The following is a 20719-nucleotide window of genomic DNA, read 5'->3' as shown; positions in this document are numbered from 1 at the left end:
CGCCAGGCCGGGTCCATCTGACCGGGCCAGTCCGGTCTCCCGTCCCACCCCGCCTCCAACCTGAGCCGCCCCACCCCAGCCCGCTCGGGCCCGACCAGACCGGGCCAGCCTCGCTATCACCACGCTGCCAATTCCCCACTTTCCAGTGCTGGTTGTTCACCCGTGGTTTCCGTGTGCGCTGCGGCGCACCAGTAGTTGTGGCTCTGCACACTGGCCGAATCCGTCCCCGGAGGCGTATCCATGTCGCACCGTCCGCTCAGCTCGTTCCCCGGTCGCCGCAGCGTGCTGCGCGGCTCCCTGGCCGCGTCGGCGGCACTCGCCCTCCCCACCGCACTCGGCTCCGCACCGGCGTTCGCGCTGTCCGGCCGGCCGAAGGCGGGCTGGGGCGTCCAGGCCGGCGATGTGACCGCCGATTCCGGCCTGGTGTGGGTCCGCTCCGACCGCCCCGCGCGGATGATCGTCGAGACCTCGGCGACCGAGTCGTTCCGCGACCCGCGCAGATGGCACGGTCCGCTGCTGGGCCCCGACACGGACTTCACGGGGACCACGCGGCCGCGCGGGCTGCCCTCCGGCGAGCAGATCCACTACCGCGTCCTGCTCGCCGACCCCGACGACCCGCGGCGCACCGGCGAGCCGGTGAGCGGAACATTTCGTACGACGCCGCACGGGCGACGCCGGGGCGTGCGCTTCCTGTGGTCGGGCGACCTGGCGGGGCAGGGCTGGGGCATCAACCCGGACATCGGCGGCTACCGCATCTACGACGCGATGGCCCGGCTCGACCCCGACTTCTTCCTGTGCAGCGGCGACAACATCTATGCGGACGGCCCACTCGCCGCGACCGCCGCACTCCCCGACGGCAGCACCTGGCGGAACATCACGACCGAGGAGAAGTCCAAGGTCGCCGAGTCGCTGGCGGAGTTCCGCGGCAACTTCCGGTACAACCTGCTCGACGAGAACCTCAGACGGTTCAACGCCCAGGTGCCGTCCGTCATCCAGTGGGACGACCACGAGGTGCGCAACAACTGGTACCCGGGCGAGGTGATCGCGACCACGGACACGCGCTACACCGAGAAGAGCGTCGACGTCCTGGCGGCCCGGGCCCGGCGCGCGTTCAGCGAGTACTTCCCCGTCTCGACCCTGCGGCCCGGCGACCGGGAGGGCCGTGTGCACCGGGTCATGCGCCACGGGCCGCTCCTGGACGTGTTCGTCCTCGACATGCGCACCTACCGCAACGCCAACTCCCCTGACAACCAGACCACGGATCCGCAGGGGATCCTCGGCGCCGAACAGCTGGAGTGGCTGAAGCGCGAGCTGTCGCGCTCGCGTGCCGTGTGGAAGGTGATCGCCGCGGACATGCCGCTCGGCCTCGTCGTGCCGGACACGACCGAGGGACAGCCGAACTTCGAGGCCGTGGCGCAGGGCGACCCGGGTCTGCCCCTCGGACGTGAGCTGCAGATCGCCGAGCTGCTGCGCTTCGTCAAGCACCGGCGGATCACGGGCACCGTGTGGCTCACGGCCGACGTGCACCACACCTCGGCGCAGCATTACCAGCCGTCGCGGGCCGCCTTCGCCGACTTCGAGCCGTTCTGGGAGTTCGTCTCCGGTCCGCTCAACGCCGGCGCCTTCCCGGCGAGCGCGCTGGACGGCACGTTCGGTCCGGAGCGGGTGTTCGTGAAGGCGCCCGTCGCCTCGAACGTCTCGCCCGCCGGGGGCTATCAGTTCTTCGGCGAGGTCGACATCGACGGCGACAGCGGCGAGCTGACGGTGCGGCTCCGCGAACAGGACGGGACCGTGCTGTTCACGCAGGTGCTCCAGCCGGGGCGCGTGGGGCAGTAGGCGCGCCGAACCGCCGTGCCGCGCGCCGGGACCGTACCCCGGCGCGCCGCGCGGCGGACCCGCGCCGAAGTCACCTAGCGAGCAGGTCGTCGCAGGTCAGAGGCGATTGTCAGTGGTCGCGTCTACGGTTTTCCCATGACGCGATCGTTGCAGGCCGTGGCCTACACCCGACCCTCCGCGCTGGAGTCCGCACCGGACGGACCGCGCCTGGGACTTGAGACCTCGCGGGGCGCGACGCCCACGGGGATCGAGGACCATCCGCGATTCTTCGCGGGCTTTCTGACGTCGCCTCAAGTGGCGGCCGCGGGGCTGCTGGCGGTGGCGGATGTCGCGGCGGCGCGCTACTACCAGCCGCAGCTCCGCGCCTCCCTGGACCCGGTGGTCACGGGCAACGGCGACCGCCTCCGGTTCGAGTCCTTCTCCGGATGTGGCGGGGTGTACGCGCGTCTGGACGTCCTGACGGCGGGCCTCGACGGTGACGAGATCGGGCACGGGACGACCAATGTCGACGTCAACAACCCGCTGCGCGAAGCCCTTTCGCGTCTCGGCACGGATGATCCGCTGCACCTTCGGGTCGGCCCCGACGAGATGGCCGTGACCACGCTGGACGGACCGGTGGTGGAGAAGAAGGTGCCGTTGCCCGACCGTTGGCTACGAGGATTCGCCGAGGCCCAGGTGATAGCGGCCGGATTCGATCTGCGGGCCGAGTTGCCCGCGGCGGAGGCCGTGCGGTTCCTGCGTTCGCTGCCGCGCGGCACCGCGCGCGGGACGTCGGGCGCTGCCTCGCGGTGGGTGGTACCGGCCGGCCGGGGACTGCGTCCGACGACCCGGCCGGTTCCGGGTGCGGTGTGTCTGCCCGGCCCCGAGCGGCTGATCGCGCTCCAACGGGTGCTGCGCCATGCGACGTCCCTGCGGGTGTACGGCCCACCGGTCGGCGGCGAAGCCGTCGCCGCCGCCTGGGAAGCCGTCCTGCCCGGCATGCGGCTCACGCTCACGCTGTCGCCGGACGCCTCCCGGGGCTTCTCCGGGGAGGGCGGGGTTCTCGAGGCCCTCGCCACCGACGAGGCAGCCGAGGACGCGGAGCTGATCGCGGTCCTCCTGGCCTGGGAGCCGCGCGTCGACGTCGGAGACCTGGCAGCCGCCTCCGGCCTGCCGGCCGAGCGGGTCAGAGCCGCCCTGGTCCGGCTGGGCACCTCGGGACGCGTGGGGTACGACACCGCGGAGGCGGCGTACTTCCACCGCGAACTGCCCTACGACGCGGGGCGGGTCGAGCGGCACAATCCGCGCCTGCGGTCGGCCCGCGCGCTGGTCTCCGCGGGCGCGGTCTCCCTGGACGGCGCCATCGGCACGGTGACGGCCGACGACGGACATGTGCACCGGGTCCGCGACGACGCGGGAACGCTGAGCTGCTCCTGTCTGTGGTGGGCCAAGTACCGGGGCGGACGCGGGCCCTGCAAGCATGCGCTCGCGGTGCGGATGGTGCGGCGGGGCGCCCGGGCCGAGCACGGCGACAGCCCGGCTCCGGCCGGCGGCCGGCGCGGGGAATTCCTGGAGGTTCCGGTCGACGGGGGCGATGTGCGATGAGCGGCGAAGCGTTGCTGACGGCGGTACGGGCGGGGCGCACGGTCGAGGCCGCCGGTCTTCTGGACGGGATGACCGACGGCGAACGCCGGTCCTGTCTGCCCGCGTTGAAGGAACTCCGCAAGGAGCTGCGGACCGCGCCGTGGAACGCGGGATCCCGGGTGGCCTATCCCGCGCTGCACGCGGCGGGAGCCGCTTGTCACACGGGAGCCGCCGGCGCGGCGACCTGGATCGCCGCAGCCGACATGCGCTGGTCCCAGGCCTCCCCCGGTGTCCTCCTCCATGTGCTGGGCGACCGCGAGTCCGACTGGCTCGCCGACCTGACGCACCGGCTCGCCGACCGGCCGGCGACGTCCCGGCTCCCGTTCGCCCTGTTGTCGGGTCTGGTGGGGCTGTCCGGATGCGAGGTTCCGACGACCGACGCCTATGTGCAGGGCTGGTTCGAGCACATCGGAGCTTCGTGGCACAGCGGAGGCACCGTGGCGCAGCGGCTGCGCAAGGAGCCGCACCTGCCCCGGATGATCGCAGCGCTCTTCGAATCACCGGACGTCACGGGGCAGATCGCCTGGCTGTTCGGCGACGGACCGGGCAGCTGGTACAACGCCCTCGCCGAACTGGCCGAGGAGGGCAGCCTCGACCGCGAGGTCCTGGTGGACGCCTGTGTGGCCCGGCTGCTGCGCGGCGGCACCCTCGCCGACCAGAGGGTGTTCCTTCGCCTGCTGTCGTCCCTCGGCCCGACACGTGACGAGGAACGCGAGCGCACCGCCGACTGGACGGCGCTCGCCTGCCAGGCCCTTCCGGCCGTCGCCTGGCACGCGCAATCAGTGCTCGCCTCGTTCGCACTGGACGGCGAGCTGACGTCCCGGCAACTGGCCGAGATGTCCTCGGGTGTGCTCTTCCGAACCGAGAAGAAGCTGGTACGGGCCCAGCTCGTCCTGCTGGGCAAGGTCCTCAAACGCGATCCGTCCACGGCGGATGTGCTGCTGCCCGCGGTGGCGGAGGCCTTCGGACACGAGGACACGGAAGTGCAGGAGCGCGCGCTGAAGCTGGTGGAGCGCCATGTCACGGCACTGTCCGACTCCGATGACGCGCGGGATCGGCTCGGCGAGCTCACCGCCGACCTGAGCCCGGGACTGCGGCTGCGGGCCCAGCGAGTCCTCGGCATCGAGGCTCCCGGCTCCGCTTCGGTGGTCCAGGAGGAGGTGCTGCCGCCTGTTCCGGAGCGGGCACGACTGGCGACGGCACCGGAGTCGGTGGCCGAACTGGCCGAGGAGGTCAGCGCGCTGCTGGCCTCCGGTGGTGACGTCGCCGCGTTCGAGCGCGCCCTCGACGGCCTGGTGCGCCACGCCCACCGCGACCGGGACGCTCTCGTGGAGGCCCTCGAACCCGTGGTCGCGCGATGCCGGTGGAGGGACGGCGATCCGCGGCACTCGAACGCGGGCAGGTATTTACGAGAGTCGCCGGGGGGCCTCGACGTCGTCCTCGCGGCCCTGTTCGAGCAGGTCGGCATGGACACGCTTCTTGCGGCGGTGCAGCAGGGGACGACCAGCGGGAACTGCCACCACAGCGCCCTGTCCCATGCGTTCGAGGCACGCCTGTGGGAGGTGGCCTACCGGCTCCGCGCCGACCCGATGCCGTTCCTGCTGGCCACTCCCACCTGGAACACCGGGCTGCTGGAGCCCGACGAGCTGGTGGCGCGCCTCACCGAATACCGGCGGCTCGACGCCCGGCCCGGGTCGGCCGACTTCGCGCAGGCGCTGCTGCGGGTACGGCGCGACGACCGTACGACGGCGACGGAGGCCGCGTCACGGGCCCGCGCTCTCGGCAGCCCCGAGGGGTACCGGCTGGCCCAGTGGCTCGCCGCCGAAGCGCCGCTGCTCCCGGAGAGCCGCCGACGGACCGCAGGCGTCCGCATCCTGGTGGAACTGGGAGAACTCGAGGAGATACAGGGCCTGTTCCCCCCGGGGTTCCGGCTGCTGGGCCGCCCCTTCACGGTGTTCAAGGACCGCTGGTACTGCGGGCACTGGAACGTCACGGACCGGCGGCACTGGCCGGCCGTCCTGCCGGAACGGCGGGAGCTGGTGGCGGCGCGTCTGCTGCGCGACATCAGCAACGCCGCGGTGGAGGACAGCCGCACGGACGCCGTGATGCTGCCGCTCCTCGCCGAGGCCGACGGCACCGCGGGCGAGGCGCTGCACCTGTGCGTGGCCTACGGGCTCGGGGCCCGGCATCCCGAGGACCGGCTCGCCGCGGTGGACGCCCTGCTGGTCCTCGCCGCACAGGGGCACCTCGACGGCGCCCGGCTCGGCACGGACATCGGGGAGTTGGTGTGCAGGGGAGCGCTGAAGCAGTCCCGGCTGGCCGAGTCGATACGCACGGCGGCGGCCACGGGCGCGTACGCCACCGTCTGGTCGGTGCTGCGCCACCTGCTGCCGGCCCTGCTGGCCGACCTTGCCGCGGACGGGTCGAGCGGCGGCCCGGTGCGGGGGCTCGGCGAACTGCTGGCCGTCGCCGCCGACTGCGCCGAGCGGTCCGGAGCGCGCGGTGATCTCGCGCATCTCGCCGGGACCGCCGGGCGCCGCGGCTCGTCCAAGGTGGTGACACAGGCCCGGCGGCTACGGACGGCACTGACACAGGAGGCCGCCGCCTGACGTAGGGCCGCCACGCCCCGGGCGCAGGGCGATCGGGGACCGGGCTGCCCTGACCAGGTGGGCAGCCCGCTCGCCCGTTCGAGGCAAAAGACCCGTAAAAAGAACTATAAAAAGGGCAGAACGACACTTAACCGATCAGTCACAAGCCGTTCGTGATCACGCAACACCGTTCCTTCACAGTGACTGTATGACTCCAGACATGTCTGATGTGACGCGTGCGAAGCACGGACGGCCCGTCCACCACTGGCGGCGGGACCTCGTCGAACTCGCCGCACTGTTCACGGCCGTGGCGGTCGCGGACGGTGTGGCCAACCTGATCGGGCACGGGCCGGACGGTCCCGCGCTGCTGGTCACCTCCGCGGTGATCCTTTTCGCCACGGCCGGGTTCCACACATGGTGGGCACGGCGCCACGGTCACGCGCCCCCGGCGAGCGATCCCGGCGCCCGGCCGCCTTCGGACGGGCGAGCGGGCGGGCCGTCCGGGGAGGCGACGGGAAGCGCCGTACCGGTGGCCGTGGTGGAGGCGACCGTCCTGTGGCGGATGCGGACGACGGTCAAGGACGCGCCGGGTTCGCTGGCCACGCTGTGCACGGCGCTGGCGCAGCGCCAGGTCGACATCCTGAGCCTCCAGACGCACCCCTTGGCGGACGGGACGGTCGACGAGTTCCTGCTGCGCGCGCCCGCCGAGCTGGCCACGTCCGAGATCACCCGCAACGTGGCGCAGGCGGGCGGCACCGCCACCTGGATCGAGCGGGCGGACGCGCACGATCTGGTGGACGCGCCGACCCGGGTGCTCGGCCTGGCCACCCGCACCGCGCTCGACGCCTCCGAACTTCCGCTCGCGTTGCGGCAGTTGCTCGGCCGCTGCACGATCCGCTCGCTGCCCGCCACCTCGCCCGTATCCGGCCGGCCGGCGGAGGGGGCTCCCGTGGAGGGGGCACTCGAGGACACGGTGATGCGGCTGCGGGCGCCGGAGGGCGGAGTGATCACCGTGGAACGGCCGTATCTGCCGTTCACGCCGACCGAGTTCGCTCGGGCGCGGGCACTGGTCGAGCTGGACGCGCGGCTCGGTCCCCGCATTCCGCGAGGGCAGGACATGCTGACGCTGCCCGAAGGCAACGCGATCACCGTACGGCGCGCCGACGCCTCCGACGTCGAGGGCGCCAAGGCGATGCACGAGCGCTGCTCGCCGCGCACGCTGAGCATGCGGTACCACGGACCCGTCGGGGACGCGGACCGCTACCTCAACCACCTGCTCAGCCCCAGTTTCGGGCGCACGCTGGCCGTCCAGACGGCATCCGGCAGGATCGTCGGGCTCGGCCATCTCCTCTGGGACGGCGACGAGACGGAGGTCGCACTGCTCGTCGAGGACGACTGGCAGCGGCGCGGTATCGGCGTCGAGCTGCTCGGCCGCCTGGTGACGATGGCCGTCGAGGCCGGCTGCGAGAGCGTGTACGCCGTCACGCAGGCGTCCAACACCGGCATGGTGGCCGCCATGCGCAGCCTCGGTCTCCCGCTCGACTACCAGATCGAGGAGGGCACCCTGGTCATCACCGCCCGTCTGGACGCGACCCCGGTGAGCTCACGTCTGCCGTACGACCAGAGCCACGCACAGCAGGGAACGCGGGCCCGCCGGAACTAGCCGGCCCCGAGACCTCGGGTCCGCGACCCGCTCCGCCTGCGGCCCCGCCGGCCCGCGGGCCCGCCCGTTTGCGGCCGCGTCCGTCCGCGGGCCCGAGAGCCCGCAGGCCGCGCGGGCGGGTCCGCGGACCCGCCCGCTCCACCGCTGGTGCCGGCAGGCACTGCCTGCGCCACGGTGCCGTCGGGCGCTGCCGAGACGCCGGGCACGATGGGGTGCCTCCGAGGTGCCGCCGAGGGGACGTGTCTCCAGGGCCTCAGCCCTCGCTGGTGTACCCCAGTGCTCCCTCCAGGTCGGACCACAGGTCGTCCACGTCCTCCAGGCCTACCGACAGGCGCAGCAGGCGGTCGCTGACTCCTGCGTCGTGCCGGTCGGCTGTGGGGACTATGCGGTGGCTTATGGAGGCCGGGTGCTGGATGAGGCTGTCGACGCTGCCGAGGCTGACCGCGGGGGTGATCAGCCGGACTCCGGCGATCACGTCGTGCGGGTCGCCGTGGACCTCGAAAGCGATCATGGCGCCGCCGATGCGCGGGTAGTGGACGCGGGCCACGCGCGGATCGGCGGCGAGCCGAAGGGCGAGCTCCGCGGCGTTCGAGGACGCCGCCCGGACCCGTACCGGCAGGGTCGACAGGCCACGCAGCAGCAGATAGCCGGCCAGCGGATGCAGGACACCCCCCGTCGCGAACCGCACCTGGCGCAGCTTCCGGGCGAACTCCTCGTCGCACGCGACCACTCCGGCCATCACGTCCCCGTGTCCGCCCAGGTACTTGGTCGCGCTGTGCAGGATCAGACGCGCGCCGTGTTCCGCGGGCCGTTGCAGCACGGGCGTGGCGAAGGTGTTGTCGGCGAGGAGGGGAACGGAGCCGCAGGCATGCGCCACGGCCCGGAGGTCGAGCTCGGCGAGCGTCGGATTGGCCGGGGACTCGACCATCACGAGGCCCGTGTCGGGACGCAGCGCGTCGGCGATGCCGGCGGGGTCGACCCAGGTGACCTCGCTGCCGAGCAGCCCTGCCGTGAGGAGGTGGTCGCTGCAGCCGTACAGGGGACGTACGGCGACGACATGGCGCAGCCCCATCGTGTTCCGTACGAGGAGGACGGCGCTCAGCGCGGCCATACCGCTCGCGAAGGCGACCGCGCTCTCGGTGCCTTCGAGCCGCGCGAGGGCGGTCTCGAAGCGGGCGACGGTCGGATTGCCGAGACGGGCGTAGACGGGCGGGCCCTCCGGTTCGGCGCCGTCGGCCGCGAAGGCGTCGATCCGGGCGGCCTCACCACGGCTGTCGTACGACGGATACGTGGTGGACAGGTCGATCGGGGCCGCGTGCAGCCCCAGAGCCGCCAGATCCTCCCGGCCGGCATGCACGGCTTCGGTGGCGAGTGCCCGGGAAGGAGCCGCCGCCAGGACCCGGCCGCTTCCGCCCAGGTCGTCCTGCGCGCTCTGCGCGCCCTGCTTGTCGTACACAACGGAGTCCATGGGCGGAAGCCTGAACACCGGGCGGGGTTCGGGCGCCACATCCCGTGTTACGTTCGCGCCATGGCCGATTCTGTCGTACTCGATCCGGTGGATCTTCATCTGTTGCGGCTGTTGCAGAACGACGCACGGACGACGTACCGCGATCTCGCCGCGCAGGTCGGGGTCGCCCCCTCGACCTGCCTCGACCGGGTGACCCGGCTGCGGCGGGCGGGAGTGATTCTCGGCCATCAGCTACGGCTGGACCCGGCGAAACTCGGACGGGGTCTCGAGGCCCTGCTGTCCGTCCAGGTCCGGCCGCACCGCCGGGAGCTGGTGGGACCGTTCGTGGACCGGATCAGACTGCTGCCGGAGTCCCGGACCGTCTTCCACCTCACCGGTCCCGACGACTACCTCGTCCATGTCGCGGTCGCGGACGCGGCGGATCTGCAGCGGCTGGTGCTCGACGAGTTCACCTCGCAGCGTGAAGTGGCCCGGGTCGAGACGCGGCTGATATTCCAGCAGTGGGACTGCGGCCCGTTGCTGCCGCCCGCCGCGCCGGGCATATCGCCCTCGGCCAAATCGGGCTGATCCGGTGAGAAGCCCGGCTGCCCGGGCTGACGCGGCGCCCGTCCCCGTATGAGGATGTGCGCATGTCACAGACGAAGAGCCCGCTGCCCCGCGAGGTCGCCGACGCGTACGTCGACGAGCTCATCGCCCTCGACCCGGTTCTCGGTACCTACCTCGGTGTGAAGGAGAGTCACGGCAGGCTCCCCGACACGTCGCCCACCGGCCAGGAGGCCGTCGCCGAGCTGGCGCGGGTGACGCTCGCGCGGCTGGACGAGGCGGAGCGGCAGCCAGGCGCGGAAAGAGACATCGAGCGCCGTTGCGCCCGGCTGCTGCGTGAACGGCTCACCGCCTCGCTCGCCGTCCACGAAGCTGGCGAGGGCCTGCGGTCGGTCGGCAATCTGCACACGGCGGTGCACAGTGTGCGGCAGGTCTTCACCCTGACGCCGACGGAGACCGACGAGGACTGGGCCACGGTCGCCGAGCGGCTGCGCGCGGTACCGGCCGCGCTCGCGGGCTACCGGGAGTCCCTGGCGCTCGGACTCGACCGCAAGCTGTACGCGGGCCCGCGCCCGACCGCGACGTTCATCGACCAACTCACCGAGTGGTCGGACACGGACGGCCAGGGCCGCGGCTGGTTCGAGGACTTCGTGTCGGCGGGCCCCGACTCCGCGCGCGAGGATCTGGACACGGCGGCGCGCACCGCGACGGAGGCGCTGGTGGCCCTGCGGGACTGGATGCGCGAGGTGTACGCGCCCACGATCGAGGGCGCGCCGAACACGGTGGGCCACGAGCGGTACGCGCGGCTGGCGCGCTACTTCAACGGTACGGACCTCGACCTCGACGAGGCGTACGCGTACGGCTGGGCCGAGTACCACCGTCTCCTCGCCGAGATGAGGACCGAGGCCGAGAAGATCCTGCCGGGCGCGGAGACTCCCTGGGTAGCGCTCGCGCACCTCGACGAGCACGGCCGGCACATCGAGGGCGTCGACGAGGTCCAGAGCTGGCTCCAGGGACTGATGGACGAGGCGATCACGGCCCTGGACGGCACGCACTTCGAACTCGCCGAGCCGGTACGGAAGGTGGAGTCCCGCATCGCCCCGCCCGGCAGTGCCGCCGCCCCCTACTACACCGCCCCGTCGCAGGACTTCTCGCGGCCGGGCCGTACCTGGCTGCCCACCATGGGGCAGACCCGCTTCCCCGTCTACGACCTCGTCTCGACCTGGTACCACGAGGGCGTGCCCGGCCATCACCTCCAGCTCGCGCAGTGGGCGTACGTCGTCGACGACCTGTCCCGCTACCAGGCCACCGTCGGTCAGGTCAGCGCCAACTGCGAGGGCTGGGCGCTGTACGCGGAGCGGCTGATGGACGAGCTCGGTTTCCTCACCGACGCGGAGCAGCGGCTCGGCTACCTCGACGCGCAGATGATGCGGGCCGCCCGGGTCATCGTCGACATCGGCATGCACCTGGAGCTGGAGATCCCGGCCGACGCGCCCTTCCACCCGGGCGAGCGCTGGACCCCGGAGCTCGCGCAGGAGTTCTTCGGCTCGCACAGCAGCCGCCCGGCCGACTTCGTGGAGAGCGAGCTGACCCGCTATCTCACGATGCCCGGCCAGGCCATCGGCTACAAGCTCGGCGAACGCGCCTGGCTGCTGGGCCGGGAGAACGCGAAGAAGCGCCACGGTGACGCCTTCGACGCCAAGGCCTGGCACATGGCCGCCCTGTCCCAGGGGTCCCTGGGCCTGGACGACCTGGTGGACGAGCTGTCCCGGCTCTGACGACTCCGCGCGGCGGCCGGCCCCGGCCGCCGCGCCCCCTTGTCTGGGAGCCCCACGGTCGAGGCGCCCCTTTGCGCTGTCAGGGCGCCCACGTGTCGGTGCGCCCAGGTGTCAGGGCACCCTGATGTCGGTGCGCCCCGGTGTCGGCGCGCCGCTTCGTCAGGCTGTGAGCCGACGCAGTTGTACGAGGCCCACCCATGTCTCGGGGCCCGGTTCGACGCGAGTCGCGCGAACCCCGTAGAGGCCCGGTTCGAGCGCCACCGTCAGGTGGTCCGTGCCCTCGGAGGCGGCGCCCGGCCAGGCGGCGTCGAAGAGGACGACGGGGCCGGGCACGTTCCACCGAACCTCCGGCTCCCACACGGCCTCCGCCAGCGCGGCCGGGACGACGGAGAGAAGCTCGTCCTCGGACTCGGCGGCGCACCAGCGTACGAAGGTGCCGTGCTCGGGGAGGTAGGTGGTCGAGGCGGGATCGTCGCCGAGGACCAGGGCCCAGGTGTCGCCCACGGGCAGGAGGCCGACGAACCCGTCGACGTCACAGGCCCGGTCGTAGTCGCAGGACATGTCGTCGCCGTCGGCCCCCGCCCAGAACGGGAGCACCGTCTCCGGAATCGCTATGAGCGGCCCGCCGCCCGACTCCACCCACTGGACCGCACCAGGGTCCGCGTATCTTGGCATGCGCAGAAGTTACACGGCACCCGTCCGCTCCCGTACGGCAGGCATCCCCAGGAGACCGGAGGCGGACGTCGGCGCGAAATGCGGGTGCCGAAGCCGTCGGCGCGATCCCCGCTCCCCGGGGTCAGCAGCCGCAGTCCTCCGCGTCCACGGGCGCCGTCAGCGGGTCCGCGGCGGGGCGCTCGCGCCCCTCCCAGGTCTCGAACTCGAAGCCCTCGCGCGCCCAGTACTCGAATCCGCCGAGCATCTCCTTGACCTGGAAGCCCAGTTCGGCGAGGGCGAGGGCCGCGCGGGTCGCGCCGTTGCATCCGGGCCCCCAGCAATAGGTCACGACCGGCACCGACTTGTCGAGGAGTTGTTCGGCCTGCTCGGGGATCAGCGCGGTGGGCAGGTGGACCGCGCCGGGGATGTGGCCCTGGTCCCACGACGCGGTGGAGCGGGAGTCGAGAACGACGAACCCGGGGTCGCCGTCGGCGGCGAGGGCGGCGGCCACGTCGGACACGTCCGCGTGGAACGCCAGGCTCGCGCCGAAGTAGGCGGCGGCCGCGGCCGGGGACGCCGGTGCCACCCGCAGAACGGGGTTGGCCACCGTGACGGACGCGACCACGGAACCGGTCGCCCTGTCCGCTCCACCGGTGCTCGTGGCCGACGCGGGAACGGTCCCCCTGCCCGTCCCGTCGCCCACCGCCGCCGGAGTGGTCACCGCGCCCGTCCGGTCGACGGCCGACACCGGAACCGCCACCGCGCCCGCTCCGTCGACGGGCGACACCCGCGCCGTCACCGCGCTCGCCCCCTCGACGACCGAAGCGGAATCCGTCTCCGTGCCGGTCGTGATGCCCTCGGCAGTCGCAGTCGCAGTCATGGTCTGGCCCCTCCTTGCTCCGTAGCCCGCCGGACCGGTGCCGTCCTTGCCACCCCCGGTGCTTCCTCCGCACCGCATCCCGCGGGACTTCCTGACCAGAAATCTATGTCCGTCGATCTCCGCCTTGAAGTGACGATCCACGGCAGCACTCTTGATCGGCCGGGGATTCTCCTGGTATTCATCATGGATGACCGCGTATTCCCCGGACGCCACCGACTGGCGCATCCTCGACGTCCTCCAGCGGGAGGGCCGGGCCAGCTTCGCCGAGCTGGCCCGGGCCGTCTCCATGTCCGCGAGCGCGGTCACCGAGCGGGTGCGCCGCCTGGAGGAGGCGGGGGTCATACAGGGGTACGCGGCCGTCGTCGACCCCGAGAGCCTGGGGCTGCCGATCCTGGCCTTCGTCCGGCTCAGGTACCCGAACGGCAACTACAAGCCGTTCCACGACCTCGTCGAGGTCACGCCCGAGATCCTGGAGGCACACCACGTCACGGGCGACGACTGCTTCGTCATCAAGGTCGCGGCACGCTCGATGGGCCACCTGGAGACGGTGTCGGGCAAGATCGGCACACTGGGCTCGGTGACGACGAGCGTCGTCTACTCCTCACCGCTGCCGCGCCGCCCGCTGGGCCACTGAGACTTCCGGGGAGACCGCCCGGATCAGCCCAGATCCGCCCGGATCCGCCCGGATCCGCCCCGGTGCGAACCCTCCGCACCCGGGAGCCGGCTCAGGCCTCCGCGCCCCGCTGTCGTACGACCGACCCCGTTCTCCCCTTCACGACCTCCAGTTGGGCGTGGATGCGGCGGCGGAGATCTCCGACGTGACTGACGATGCCGACGCTGCGGTCGCGTTCCCGCAGCGAGTCGAGGACGTCGAGCACCTCGTCGAGGGTCTGGTCGTCGAGACTGCCGAAGCCCTCGTCGATGAAGAGCGTGTCGAGCCGTACTCCGCCGGCCTCGTCGGTGACGACGTCCGCGAGGCCGAGGGCCAGGGCCAGGGAGGCGAAGAAGGTCTCGCCCCCGGAGAGCGTCGCCGTGTCGCGCTCCCGTCCGGTCCAGGCGTCCACGACATGCAGGCCTAGCCCGCTGCGCCCCCGGCCCGCCCGGCCGTCGGAGTGCACCAGGGTGTAGCGCCCCGAGGACATCCGCTGGAGGCGCACGGTCGCGGCGGCGGCGACCTGCTCCAGACGCGCGGCGAGGACGTACGACTCCAGGCGCATCTTGCGTTCGTTGTCCGCCGACGTGCCCGCCGCCAGACCGGCGAGCCGGGCCACGCGGTCGTACTCCTCGCGCAGCGGGGCGATCCGGTGGACTCCTCTGGTCGCCCGGATGGAAAGAGCGTCCAGTTCCGTGCAGCGCCGGGCCGCCGCGTCCTGCGCCGAGGCGGCGTCCCGCAGCCGCCGGGCGGCGGACTCGGCCGTCTGCTCGGCGGCCCGCGGATCGGCGGGCGGGCGCCGCGCCGCAGCAGTGGTGTCGGCCTCGGCGAGTACGGAGCGCACCGCGGACTCCTCCGACTGCCAGGCGTCGAGCTGTCGTTGGAGATCCCGGTGGGCCGCGTCGTCGAGCAGCGCGGCGGCCGCGGCCTGCGGGGTCTCGAACCCGGCGCGGAAGGCCGCGTCGGCGAGGCGCGCGTCGGCCTCCTTGAGGCGCCGCGTGGCGTCCTCGGCCGTTCGCACGCGGTCCGCGGCCTCGGTGAGCAGCGCGACCTGCCGCTCCAGCTGAGCGGCCCGCTCGGACACGCTCCCGGCGGTGCCCCGCGCCTGCTCCAACTCCCCTTCCAGCGCGGCCTTCTCCCGATCGAGGGAGTCCCGCAGCGAGGCACGTGACGCGACCCGGCGGGCGGCCTCCTGCTGGGCGGTCAGTCGTCGCTCATGTTCCCTCTCCGCCTGTTCACGGGCCTCGCGCGCCGCGTGCAGCCCGGAGGCCACAGCACGGGCCTCGGCATGCAGACGCTCCAACTCATCTGCCCGCTCCGCGAGTTGTCCGGTCGGTGTGTCACCGGCCTCGGCGGTCGCGGCGGCCAGCGCCTCGCGTACGACACCGAGCCGGCGCTCGGCCTCGGCGCGCTCCTCGTCGGCGCGCCGGTAGGCGGCGAGGGCCCGCTCCTCCGTCTCGCGGTCGACGTGACCGGCGATCTTCCGGGCGGGCGCGGGGTGTTCGGTCGCGCCGCACACGGCGCAGGACTCGCCGTCCACCAGTCCTGCGGCGAGTTCGGCGGCGATGCCCTGGAGGCGCCTCTCCTTCAGGTCGAGCCAGCGGGCGTGCGCCTCCGTGGCGTGCTCGCGCGCGGCGAGGCTCCGCTCATGGGCGCTCTCGGTGTCCTGGGCCAGCTCGTCGCGCAGCCGGGCCGCGGCGAGCCGCTTGAAGGCCGGCTCGCGCTGGACGGCGAGCTGCTCGGCACGCGCCGCGGCCTCCTGCGCGGAGTCGATCCGCGCCTGGACGCCCGCCCGGGTCTCCTCCCAGCCGGCCAGCCAGCTTTCGGCGTCCTGGAGGACGTCGTCGTCGGCACGCTCCTGGCGGTCCAAGGAGGCACGCTCCGTGCCGAGTTCACCGAGGCGCCGCTCCGCGCGGCGCGCCGACTCCAGGCCGCCCAGTTCCTCGGCGGCCTTGCGCGCGGCGGTCGCGAGACCAGGCGCTCCGGCTTCCGCGAACGCCTCCGGCAGGGCGGCACGCGCGTGCGTCTCCTCGGCGGCGGCTCGCCGGTGCTCCGCCTCGGTGGAATCGCGCAGGTCGAGTGCGGGGGCCACCGCCTCGGCCTTGCGGCCTCGTTCCATTCGCGTCCGGTCGTTCCGGTGGGCGTCGGCGCGCTCCTCCAGACGCGCGGCGCGCTCCTGCGCCTCGGTGAACCGGCGCTGCAGCCGGTCCACTTCGCGTACGTCGTCGAGTGCACGGTCGGCGGCGGCCTGCGCGGATTCGGCGGCCCTGCGCGCGCAGTGGGCGATCGTCAGGCCCTCACGGGCGGCGCTGCGGGCCACCGCGGCCCAGGAGAGCACGGACTCGGCGAGGCCCGGATCGCCGGGCGCCAGGTCGGGCAGCGGCTCCTCGACGGTGGGCCCTGCCTCCTGGTGCATCCGATGCGCGTCGGCCAGCAACGCGGCGTCGCCGGCGCGCACTTCGGCCTCCGCGGCGCGCCGCCGCTCGGCGAGCCGCTTTTCGACCTCGGCGAAGCGGTGGGTGTCGAAGAGCCGGCCGAGCAGCTTGCCGCGGGCCTCGGCGTCGGCCCGCAGGAAGCGCGCGAAGTCCCCCTGGGGCAGCAGCACGACCTGGCAGAACTGCTCACGGCTCATGCCGAGCAGTTGGGTGATCTCCTCGCCGATCTCCTGGTGGGAGCGGCTGAGGTCCTTCCAGGCGCCGGCTGCGGAGTCGTACTCGCGCAGCCAGCTCTGCGCCTTCTCCATGGTGGTGCCCGTGCCGCGCTTCTTGGCACGCTCCCACGGGGGCTGCCGGGTGACGTCCAACCGGCGTCCGGCGACCGTGAGTTCGAGGCGGATCTCGGTGCGGGTGGCGGGTGCCGCGTGGTCGCTGCGCAGGCCGAGGCCCTGACCGCTCTGCCGGGCGCCGGGAACCGCTCCGTACAGCGCGTAGCAGACGGCGTCCAGGATGGAGGTCTTGCCCGCGCCGGTCGGTCCGTGCAGCAGGAAGAGCCCTGCGGCGGACAGCTCGTCGAAGTCGACCTGCTGGGCGCCGCCGAACGGGCCGAAGGCGGTGATGTCCAGGCGGTGCAGCCTCATCGGTTTCCCTCGGTCTCCGGGCGGACGGCCCCCTGGGCGTGCGGCGGTCGTGAGGTCACCGGGCGGTCTCCCGTACGGTCTCGTCGGCGCGGACGGCGTCGAACGCGTCCCGGAGCACGGCCTGTTCGTGGGCGTCGGGGCCCGCGCCGCGCACATGGGCGACGAAGTCCTCGGCGATCTGCTCCTCGCTGCGGCCCGCGAGCCGGCGGGCGTACGAGACGTCCGGGGCCTGCGGAGAGCGTTCGGGGTCGAAGACGAGGCTGAGTGTGTGCGGGAAGCGCTCGGCCAGCCGGGCCATGGGGTCGGCGGGCCGGACCGGGTCCGTGAGGGTCGCCTCGACCCAGGAGCCGGCGTGGCGCCCCAGCTCCGGGTCGGCGAGCAGGTCTTCCAGGTGTCCGCGGAGGCGGGCGAGCGGGCGCGGCACGGGGCAGTCGATCCGTTCCGCGGCCAGGTCTCCGCCGGGCCCGAGATCCACGAGCCACATGCTCTTGCGGTGGCCGGACTCCGAGAAGGAGTACGGCAGTGGGGAGCCCGAGTAGCGCACGCGCTCGGCGATGATCTGGCTGCCGTGCAGGTGACCGAGGGCGGTGTAGTCGACGCCGTCGAAGACTCCGGCGGGCACGGAGGCGACACCGCCGACGGTGATGTCCCGCTCGCTGTCGCTCACCTCGCCGCCGGTGACGAAGGCGTGGGCGAGGACGACGGACCGGGTGCCCGGGGCGCGGGTGGCGAGGTCGGCACGGACCCGGTCCATGGCGGCGGCGAGCACGGCTTCGTGGCCCGCCTTCTCGACCCCGAACTCGTCCTTCACCAGGGCGGGTTCGAGATAGGGCAGGCCGTAGAAGGCGACATCTCCGTGCGCGTCGGCCAGCACCACGGGGGTGCCGCACGCGGCGGGGTCGGTCCGCAGATGGACTCCGGCGCGTCCGATGAGTCCGGCGCCGACGCCGAGCCGGCGCGCCGAGTCGTGGTTCCCGGAGATCATCACGGTGGGCACGCCGAGGTCGGCCAGCCGGTGCAGGGCGTCGTCGAAGAGCTGGACCGCGGCCAGCGGCGGGACGGCACGGTCGTACACGTCTCCCGAGACGACCACCGCGTCCACCTCGCGCTCGCGCACGGTCGTGACGAGATGGCCGACGAAGTCGGACTGGGCGCCGAGCATGTTCACCCGGTGGAACGCCCGGCCCAGGTGCCAGTCGGAAGTGTGCAGGAGCCTCATGATCCCCGAAGGGTAACGGCCGGGTCTGACATCACGGGCGGTTACTCCCGTATCGGCCCGCCATGACCATTCTCAGAATGTGCCGATCAATCCGCTACTGCCTGAATTGTCACGCGTCTCCGTAGGCCTCTCCGCCCAGCTCGAAGCCGGCCGTCCCCGCGGTCGTGTCGGCCAACCACGCCCGGAAAGCCTCCACATCGGCGTCCGGCAGCCCGATCTCGATGGTGACCGCCTCGCCGTAACGCACATCACGTACCTCGCGACCGGTGGACCGCAGATCGTTCTGCACCTTGCCGGCCCGCTGGTGGTCGACGGTCACCGTGGCGAGCCGGAAACGGCGTCGGGTGATCGTGCCGAGCGCGTCCAGCGCCTCGCCCACCGAGCCGCCGTACGCCCTGATCAGTCCGCCGGCGCCCAGCTTGACCCCGCCGTAGTAGCGGGTGACCACGGCGACGACGTACCGCATGTCGCGACGCAGCAGCATCTGGAGCATGGGGACACCCGCGGTACCGCCGGGTTCACCGTCGTCGCTCGCCCTCTGCACGGCGGCGTCGGCGCCGATGACGTACGCGGAACAGTTGTGCGTGGCGTCCGCGTGTTCCTTCCTGACGGCGGCGATGAATTCCTGGGCCTCCCGCTCGGTGGCGGCCGGGGCGAGGGCGCACAGGAACCTGGAACGGTTGATCTCGGTCTCGTGCACGCCCGCGCGGGCCACTGTGCGGTACTCGTCCTGCATTCCGCCAGCGTATGCGCTGCACGCGCGCGTGCCCGACGGGCCGACCCCAGGCCGACACCCGAGCCCACGATCAGGCACCGCCCACACGCGCGCGTGGCCGATGGACGCGCGGGCGGGGACCACGTGATCCAGGTTCACAAGCGGTCACGCGTGCGTGGCGGACGGCGGACGGCGGACGGCGGACGGCGGACGGCGGACGGCGGACGGCGGACGGCGGACGGCGGACGGCGGACGGCGCGAGCGTCCGCGTCCTGCGGGGACGCGTCCGTGGCGGAGGGCGGACCCGGGGAAAGGTGGACGGCGCGAGCTCGTCCGCGCGAGGGGCGCGGCCACGTCGTGCCCTCCCTCGGCCACCGGTGCGCACCCCCGTCCCGCGTGGCGGCGCGGGCGCGCAGTCACGCCCGAGGTGCCGCGCCGGGTGGCGGCCGGCCCGGACCGTCGGCCCCGGGGGTACGTCGGCCGAGATTCACTCCTTCTTGCCCCTCGGCACGACGACGTCCGTCAACAGCGCGTCGCCAGGACCGAGTTCGTGCCAGGAGCTGCCGTGCCAGACCAGGACCGCGACGGCGGAGGTCGGGAACTTCGTCCGGACATGGTCCAGCGTGTCGTCGAAGGCGTCCCCCGCCAGTCCGAGGACCAGCTCCTCAAGACCCGGGTTGTGCCCGACCAGCAGCAAAGTCCTTACATGTTCCGGGACTTCGCGCACGGCTTCCAGCAACTCCGGTACGTCCGCCCCGTACAGCCGCTCGTCGAACCGGACGGGCGGTGGAGTACCCCACTGTTCGGCCGCCAACTCCCAGGTCTCCCGGGCGCGTACGGCGGTCGAGCACAGCGCGAGGTCCGGCAGCAGGTCGGCTCCCGCCATGGCGCGTCCGGCGGCGGGGGCGTCTCGACGGCCGCGCGTCGCGAGCGGCCGTTCGTGGTCGGGCACTCCGTCGGGCCAGGCGGACTTGGCGTGCCGCAGGACGACCAGTCTTCGCCTCGGGCCGGCGGCGGCGCGCGTGTTCACAGCGACGCTCCGATCTCGCGGGTGAGTTCGAGGCCGAGCAGCCGGTCGGCGTAGGCGTACGTCTCGAAGCGGGCTCCCTCCGCGACGTCCGACGTCTCGACCCACCGCAGCACATCCAGCACGGCGAGGACGTCCAGATCGTCCTCCCAGGCGGCGCGCAACCGCAGGCGTACGTCCTCGGGGACCGGCTTGGAGGGACGGGTGGCCCATCCGGCGACGGCGGAGCGCCAGCGCTTGAGCGTGCTCTCCGCCTCTGCCAGGGCGTCCGCGTCGAGGCGCAGGGGCAGCTCCCGGCGCCGTGCGAGCAGAGCCAGCCGCAGCACGGTGGGATCCCCTGGAAGGGGCGCGGGACCGCTCCCCGTGTCGACGGGTACCACCTCGACGCGCGGCCCGTCCGTCCCCGCGGCCCCCGGAGCGAGGACGTTCACGGTCCGCGTCGCCGCCGGGCCCGGCTCCGTGTCACGGTGCTTCTCGAACGGCCGGATCCCCAGTTCGGCGGCGCGCGCCCGAAGTCCGGCCTCGCCCCAAGTGCCTGCCGGGTCCGATGGGCCCGCCGGGTCAGATGCGTCCGATGGGTCCGCGGGATCTCCCCCGTCCCCAGTGGCCGCCGCTTCGGGCGCCGAAGTCAGCGTCGCCCAGACGGGGTTGCCGCCGATCTCCAGGGCGCGTACCAGGACATCGGCGACCAGGAGCACCCGTAGGCCGGTGAGGTCGAACCCGGGCAGGTGCGCGTGGACGCGGACCAGACCGCGGCGGGCGAGGGCTGCGTCGATGGGTTCGCCCGTGCGGGCGTCGAGGATACGGAGCACGAGGTGAGCCTAGGCGGAGGCACGCCCGGGTGCGGGGAGGTGGGGGCCGTTCCGGACAGGCGCCCCGCGCTCGGGGTGTCCGCGCGCCTTTCGGCGTCTCCGGGCGCGCGCGTTTCGGGGTCGCCCGCCGCCCGCGTTTCAGAGTCTCGGGCCGCGCACGTTTCGGCGTCTCCGGGCGCGCGCGT

At 73.0% G+C, this 20719-nt stretch carries 15 protein-coding genes; 7 read left to right on the top strand and 8 right to left on the bottom strand.

The window, feature by feature from the left end; genetic code table 11:
- The first annotated feature begins 240 nt into the window (after window positions 1-240).
- The 4 genes from ACIQRL_RS16105 (at window position 241) to ACIQRL_RS16090 (ending at window position 7710) form a co-directional block, all read left to right on the top strand.
- Entirely contained in the window at window positions 241-1836 is a 1596-nt protein-coding gene (locus tag ACIQRL_RS16105) for an alkaline phosphatase D family protein (protein WP_401331845.1), read from the top strand.
- A gap of 135 nt (window positions 1837-1971) precedes the next feature.
- Window positions 1972-3420, top strand: a complete 1449-nt coding sequence (locus tag ACIQRL_RS16100; RefSeq protein WP_401331844.1) for an SWIM zinc finger family protein — start codon at window positions 1972-1974, stop codon at window positions 3418-3420.
- Window positions 3417-6068 (top strand): DUF6493 family protein, encoded by a 2652-nt coding sequence (locus tag ACIQRL_RS16095; RefSeq protein WP_401331843.1) that lies wholly within the window; start codon window positions 3417-3419, stop codon window positions 6066-6068. The genes ACIQRL_RS16100 and ACIQRL_RS16095 overlap by 4 nt, the downstream gene beginning before the upstream one ends.
- Before the next feature lie 199 nt (window positions 6069-6267).
- Window positions 6268-7710, top strand: a complete 1443-nt coding sequence (locus ACIQRL_RS16090; protein ID WP_401331842.1) for a GNAT family N-acetyltransferase — start codon at window positions 6268-6270, stop codon at window positions 7708-7710.
- Window positions 7711-7963: 253 nt separating this feature from the next.
- On the opposite strand, the gene ACIQRL_RS16085 is transcribed toward ACIQRL_RS16090, so the two are convergent.
- Entirely contained in the window at window positions 7964-9277 is a 1314-nt protein-coding gene (locus ACIQRL_RS16085; protein ID WP_401331841.1) for a trans-sulfuration enzyme family protein, read from the bottom strand.
- On the opposite strand from ACIQRL_RS16085, the gene ACIQRL_RS16080 reads away from it, so the two are divergent.
- Both ACIQRL_RS16080 and ACIQRL_RS16075 read left to right on the top strand, forming a co-directional pair.
- Window positions 9239-9745 carry an Lrp/AsnC family transcriptional regulator gene (locus ACIQRL_RS16080; RefSeq protein WP_401331840.1) on the top strand — a complete coding sequence of 169 codons (507 nt, stop codon included), beginning with the start codon at window positions 9239-9241 and terminating at the stop codon, window positions 9743-9745. The two genes, ACIQRL_RS16085 and ACIQRL_RS16080, sit on opposite strands and share 39 nt — an antisense overlap.
- Window positions 9746-9807: 62 nt before the next feature.
- Window positions 9808-11499: a DUF885 domain-containing protein gene (locus ACIQRL_RS16075; protein ID WP_401331839.1), complete on the top strand. Its 1692-nt coding sequence runs from the start codon at window positions 9808-9810 to the stop codon at window positions 11497-11499.
- Between the two features lie 159 nt (window positions 11500-11658).
- Here the strand turns inward: ACIQRL_RS16075 and ACIQRL_RS16070 are convergent, their stop codons facing one another.
- Complete coding sequence (locus ACIQRL_RS16070; RefSeq protein ID WP_401331838.1) at window positions 11659-12174, bottom strand: immunity 21 family protein; 516 nt, start codon at window positions 12172-12174, stop codon at window positions 11659-11661.
- A 121-nt stretch (window positions 12175-12295) separates the two neighbouring features.
- Window positions 12296-12778 carry a rhodanese-like domain-containing protein gene (locus tag ACIQRL_RS16065; protein WP_401332395.1) on the bottom strand — a complete coding sequence of 161 codons (483 nt, stop codon included), beginning with the start codon at window positions 12776-12778 and terminating at the stop codon, window positions 12296-12298.
- Window positions 12779-13220: 442 nt separating this feature from the next.
- Between ACIQRL_RS16065 and ACIQRL_RS16060 the strand changes: the two genes are divergently transcribed.
- Complete coding sequence (locus ACIQRL_RS16060; RefSeq protein ID WP_328454876.1) at window positions 13221-13667, top strand: Lrp/AsnC family transcriptional regulator; 447 nt, start codon at window positions 13221-13223, stop codon at window positions 13665-13667.
- Window positions 13668-13758: 91 nt separating this feature from the next.
- Here the strand turns inward: ACIQRL_RS16060 and ACIQRL_RS16055 are convergent, their stop codons facing one another.
- From ACIQRL_RS16055 to ACIQRL_RS16035, 5 genes are all read right to left on the bottom strand, one after another.
- On the bottom strand, window positions 13759-16761 hold the full coding sequence (locus ACIQRL_RS16055) for an AAA family ATPase (RefSeq protein WP_401331837.1): 3003 nt from the start codon (window positions 16759-16761) through the stop codon (window positions 13759-13761).
- Between the two features lie 55 nt (window positions 16762-16816).
- Window positions 16817-17980, bottom strand: coding sequence for an exonuclease SbcCD subunit D (locus tag ACIQRL_RS16050; protein ID WP_401331836.1), 1164 nt, complete (start codon window positions 17978-17980; stop codon window positions 16817-16819).
- Between the two features lie 109 nt (window positions 17981-18089).
- Window positions 18090-18716: a YigZ family protein gene (locus ACIQRL_RS16045; protein ID WP_401331835.1), complete on the bottom strand. Its 627-nt coding sequence runs from the start codon at window positions 18714-18716 to the stop codon at window positions 18090-18092.
- A 466-nt stretch (window positions 18717-19182) separates the two neighbouring features.
- Window positions 19183-19725, bottom strand: coding sequence for a SixA phosphatase family protein (locus ACIQRL_RS16040; protein WP_401331834.1), 543 nt, complete (start codon window positions 19723-19725; stop codon window positions 19183-19185).
- Entirely contained in the window at window positions 19722-20534 is an 813-nt protein-coding gene (locus tag ACIQRL_RS16035; RefSeq protein WP_401331833.1) for a hypothetical protein, read from the bottom strand. Before ACIQRL_RS16035 ends, ACIQRL_RS16040 begins: the two co-directional genes overlap by 4 nt.
- Window positions 20535-20719 lie beyond the last annotated feature (185 nt).

It is taken from the genome of Streptomyces sp. NPDC091209, assembly GCF_044757755.1.
Lineage (GTDB): Bacteria > Actinomycetota > Actinomycetes > Streptomycetales > Streptomycetaceae > Streptomyces.
This window is presented reverse-complemented; position numbering and strand designations above follow the sequence as displayed.